This is a genomic window from Nocardiopsis protaetiae (assembly GCF_045446735.1).
In the GTDB taxonomy this organism is placed as follows: domain Bacteria; phylum Actinomycetota; class Actinomycetes; order Streptosporangiales; family Streptosporangiaceae; genus Nocardiopsis; species Nocardiopsis protaetiae.
Map to the genome: position 1 here is coordinate 1 of NZ_JBJJBV010000445.1, position 3,423 is coordinate 3,423.

Annotated in this window: 3 protein-coding genes; 1 reads left to right on the forward strand and 2 read right to left on the reverse strand. The window is 72.5% G+C overall.

Annotated features, from left to right (window positions below):
- Positions 1–510, reverse strand: a 510-nt coding sequence (locus ACJOT3_RS33595) for a hypothetical protein (protein WP_406977162.1), incomplete at its 3' end; no start/stop codon positions are given.
- A 257-nt stretch (positions 511–767) separates the two neighbouring features.
- Between ACJOT3_RS33595 and ACJOT3_RS33600 the strand changes: the two genes are divergently transcribed.
- Positions 768–2,597 (forward strand): glycerol-3-phosphate dehydrogenase/oxidase, encoded by a 1,830-nt coding sequence (locus ACJOT3_RS33600; RefSeq protein WP_406977163.1) that lies wholly within the window; start codon positions 768–770, stop codon positions 2,595–2,597.
- A 383-nt stretch (positions 2,598–2,980) separates the two neighbouring features.
- On the opposite strand, the gene ACJOT3_RS33605 is transcribed toward ACJOT3_RS33600, so the two are convergent.
- The gene (locus ACJOT3_RS33605; protein WP_306370384.1) at positions 2,981–3,184 is read right to left on the reverse strand and encodes a cold-shock protein; all 204 of its coding nucleotides are present in this window, start codon (positions 3,182–3,184) and stop codon (positions 2,981–2,983) included.
- Positions 3,185–3,423 lie beyond the last annotated feature (239 nt).

The following is a 3,423-nucleotide window of genomic DNA, read 5'->3' on the forward strand; positions in this document are numbered from 1 at the left end:
GGTGGGGGCGCCCGCCTCCAGTTCGCACACCCGGACCGGCGCGGTCAGCTCCCCGTGTACGCCCGGGTCGTCGTGGAAGTCCTGGTAGACGGTGATCCCGGTGGCGGTGAGCACCTCCCCGCAGTCCTGCGGGTCGAAGTCGTCCGGGTTCGGCTGGGCCAGGGTCAGCAGGGCGTACCCGCCGCCCGGCACCACCCACGGGTCCCGGATCTCGTCGCTGTAGCGGGCCCACTCGCCCACCCGCTGCCCGGCGGGGACGTCGGTCCAGTGGACGCCGAACCGGTCGCTCATCAGGCAGGGTCCGCCGTCCCCGGTGCGGTCCAGCCTGAACTCGATGTACAGCGTCCCGGCGGCGTCCCAGTCGGTCTCGGTCACCTGGAAATCGTCGCTGCGGCAGGGGCGGGGCTGGTCCTCCTCGCCCGCGTGTGCGGCTCCGCCGACGAGCGCCGCCGCGGCGGCCAGGGCCGCCGCACCCACCGCGGCCGTGATCCGTGCGTGTCCTCCGTGCATCGTGGTCCCCCGTTCTTTTCGCCCTCACCAATGAGACGCCGGTCACAGCGGGTGCGTTGGCGCGGACCCGTGTCCGGAGTCGGCCGCCCGGCCGCGTTCGACAATGACGCATCACAGGAACACCACGCCACACAGCGGCCACCGACCGTCACATCAGAACGTCACGCCACCGAGAAGTGCACCGAAACCGCACCGAAAGCCTCCCAGAGTTCCCTACCCCCTGCACTGCCGTGCGGCATTGTCGTATGATCGAGGCGATGTCCGCACGGAACGCGGAGTCCGTTCCGGCGGCCGCACAGCCATCCCTCTCCGAGGAGTACCCGGCCATGACGACCACGCCCGACCCGGCCGACCGGCGCCCCGGCGCCTCCGTGCCCGCCGCCCGCGACACCGAAGCTCCGCGCACCCAGGCCCCGAATGCCGCCCCCACCGCGGACACCGCCGCCACCGCGAGCCGCATCGCCGACGGCGCCGACCCGGCGGGCGCCCTCGCCCCGGTGTCCGGCGCCACCGTCGCGCTCCCCGGCGGCGGCACGGACCGCTCGCGCACCCGCGCCGAACTCTCCCGCGGCACCTTCGACCTCCTCGTCGTCGGCGGCGGCATCCTCGGCACCTCCGTCGCCTGGAACGCCGCCCAGTCCGGTCTGCGGGTCGCCATGGTGGATGCGGGCGACTTCGCCGGCGCCACCTCCAGCGCCTCCTCCAAGCTCGTCCACGGCGGGCTGCGCTACCTCCAGACCGGCAACCTCAAGCTGGTCGCCGAGAACCACCGCGAGCGCCGCTCCCTGGCCACCACCGTGGCGCCGCACCTGGTCAACCCGCTGCCGTTCCTCGTGCCGGTCTACGAGGGCGGCCCGCACGGCGCCGCCAAGATGGGCGCGGGCGTGTTCCTGTACTCGGCGCTGTCGGCGTTCGGCGACGGCATGGGCCGCCTGCTGTCCCCGGCCCAGGCCGCCCGGCTGGCCCCGGGCCTGCGCACCGAGGGCCTGAAGTCGGTCGCCGCCTACGGCGACCACCAGATGAACGACAGCCGCATGGCGATCATGACCGTGCGGGCCGCCGTCGACGCGGGGGCCGTCGTCCTCAACCACGCCGAGGTCGTGGACCTGCGCCGCACCGGGACCCGGGTCACCGGTGCCGAGCTGCGCGACCGCACCGACGGCACGGAGTTCGGTGTCGACGCCCGCCTGGTCCTCAACGCGACCGGCCCGTGGGTGGACCACCTGCGCCGGATGGAGGACCCCGCGGCGGCCCCGAGCGTGCGCCTGTCCAAGGGCGCCCACCTGGTGCTGCGCACCCCGGAGCCGTGGCGGGCGGCGCTGACCATCCCGGTGGACCGCCACCGGGTGTCGTTCGCCATCCCGTGGGAGGGCCGCCTGCTGCTGGGCACCACCGACGAGGAGTACACCGGGGACCCGGCGGAGGTGTCCGTGGTGCCCTCCGACGTGGAGCAGATCCTGGGCGAGGCGGAACTGGGCATCGACGCGCCGTACCTGGACGCCTCCCACGTGGACTACGCGTTCGCGGGGCTGCGGGTGCTGCCGGGCGGCGCCGGGGACACCAGCGCCGCCAAGCGCGAGACGGTGGTGACCCAGGGCCGCGGCGGCATGCTGTCGGTGGCCGGGGGCAAGTGGACGACCTACCGGCACATCGGCCGGACCGTCCTGAACGAGCTGCGCAAGGTGCGCTCGGTGCCGCTGGCCGAGGAGATGGCCGACCCGCTGCGGACCGTCCCGCTGCCGGGTCTGGCCAGCCCGGACGCGGTCGCGCAGCGGATCCTCATCGACCGCGAGCCGGGCGCCCGCATGGAGCCGCCGGTGGCCCGCCACCTGGCCTCCCACTACGGCAGCCTGGCCCTGGACATCGCCGCGCTCATCCGCGAGGACCCGTCGCTGGGCGAGCGCATCCACCCGGACGGCCCGGACGTGTGGGCCCAGGTGGTGTTCGCCCGCGACCGCGAGTGGGCGGTGACCGTCGACGACGTGCTGCGCCGCCGCACCACGGTGACCGTGCGCGGCCTGGAGACCCCCCGGGTCCGCACCCGCGTCCAGCAGCTGCTGACCGCCCCCGTGCCCGCCCGCGGCTGACCGAACGACGACGACACGACAACGACCCCGCCACAGGCCGGACCTGCGGCGGGGTCGCGTCACGATGTGGGAGAAGCACGCGCGCACGGAGCCGAGACCCGCAGACCTCGACCCCAGGGGGTACCTCGGGGGGTTCGGGGGGTCTCCCCCCGGTAGAACGAAGGACGACCCCGCCAGAAGGCCGAAGGCCCCCGAGCAGGGTCACAGCACGATGTGAGAGAAGCACACGCACACGGAGCCGAGACCCGCAGACCTCGACCCCAGGGGGTACCTCGGGGGGTTCGGGGGGTCTCCCCCCGGTAAAACGAAGGACGACCCCGCCAGAAGGCCGAAGGCCTACGAACAGGGTCGTCCTGAGTCGTGGTGCTCTAGCTCGCTAGGAGTTAGAGGGCGACGACGTTCTCGGCCTGCGGGCCGCGAGTGCCGGCGACGATGTCGAACTCCACGCGCTGGTTCTCCTCCAGGTTACGGAAGCCCGAACCCTGGATGGCGCTGTAGTGAACGAAGGCGTCGGGGCCACCGTCGTCGGGGGAGATGAAGCCGAAGCCCTTCTCGCCGTTGAACCACTTCACAGTTCCCTGAGCCATGTTGTCTCCTTCAGCTCGGTGTACATCGGGCGCAACCTCACGCCCGAGAATTGCCGCGAGCCGACTCCCAAGAGAAACCGCCCGCCGGTCACAAACTCCGCGGGCAAGACACCAACTGCGAAATTCAACGACTAACAATCATCTCGAACGTACCACAGGCACCTCGGATCGGGAGGGTTTTCGGTGTGGCAACACGCACGAACAACCGGGGAATATCCGGGGTCCGCACAGCGACGGGG

What these genes read in the sequence shown, in the direction of transcription:
- ACJOT3_RS33600 (WP_406977163.1), top strand. Translation starts at nt 768, where the DNA reads ATGTCCGCACGGAACGCGGAGTCCGTTCCGGCGGCCGCACAGCCATCC.
- ACJOT3_RS33605 (WP_306370384.1), bottom strand. Translation starts at nt 3,184, where the DNA reads ATGGCTCAGGGAACTGTGAAGTGGTTCAACGGCGAGAAGGGCTTCGGC.